Below are 834 nucleotides of genomic sequence, written 5' to 3'. Positions count from 1 at the left end.
ACTGCCTAGGCATCCACCGTATGCACTTATTCGCTTGACCATATAACCCCAAACAGTCGCTACAAGCTATGAGCAACTGTCAAACCTCGGACTATACGGCGACATAAAATAACGATTGATAAGTACTGGTTGTTCATCAGCTATCCGGCTAGGGATATAACTGACAAACGTTTACGACTCTCCAAATTTTAAAAGAACCTCGGCCAATCAACATGGATTGACATTTTCCAGCCACACTAAAAGCCAGAGCTAAAGGACAGTTCATGTCATTTAGCTGTAGCTTCTAAGTATCAGTATCTAGTAGTGGTGGAGCTAAGCGGGATCGAACGGGGCCGCCCAGGCCGCTGACTTGTCAGCGGGGCGATCCAGCAGGATCATCGTTCAAGCTACCCGTCCAGACCATTTGCAACAGTAAATGGTGGAGCTAAGCGGGATCGAACCGCTGACCTCCTGCGTGCAAGGCAGGCGCTCTCCCAGCTGAGCTATAGCCCCAGGAATTAACCGGACTACTTAACGTGCGGGATAATGGTGGGTCTGGGTGGATTTGAACCACCGACCTCACCCTTATCAGGGGTGCGCTCTAACCAACTGAGCTACAGACCCGAGGTTTTCTCTTAAATCAAGTAACTTAAATGGATGCTTGAACTCACCGATTCTTCCAAGCTTCAAGGAGGTGATCCAGCCGCAGGTTCCCCTACGGCTACCTTGTTACGACTTCACCCCAGTCATTAACCACAAAGTGGTGAGCGTCCTCCCGAAGGTTAGACTACCCACTTCTTTTGCAGCCAACTCCCATGGTGTGACGGGCGGTGTGTACAAGGCCCGGGAACGTAT

2 tRNA genes and 1 rRNA gene are annotated in these 834 nt (G+C 50.4%); all 3 read right to left on the bottom strand.

The window, feature by feature from the left end:
- Positions 1–416 precede the first annotated feature (416 nt).
- Positions 417–492, bottom strand: a tRNA-Ala gene (locus ACUNV4_RS30410).
- Between the two features lie 34 nt (positions 493–526).
- A tRNA-Ile gene (locus ACUNV4_RS30405) sits at positions 527–603 on the bottom strand.
- Between the two features lie 63 nt (positions 604–666).
- A 16S ribosomal RNA gene (locus ACUNV4_RS30400) occupies positions 667–834 on the bottom strand; the annotation flags it as partial.

It is taken from the genome of Granulosicoccus sp. 3-233, from assembly GCF_052681095.1.
The sequence above is the reverse complement of the archived record's forward strand: the minus strand, read 5'-3'. Positions and strand labels throughout refer to the sequence as shown.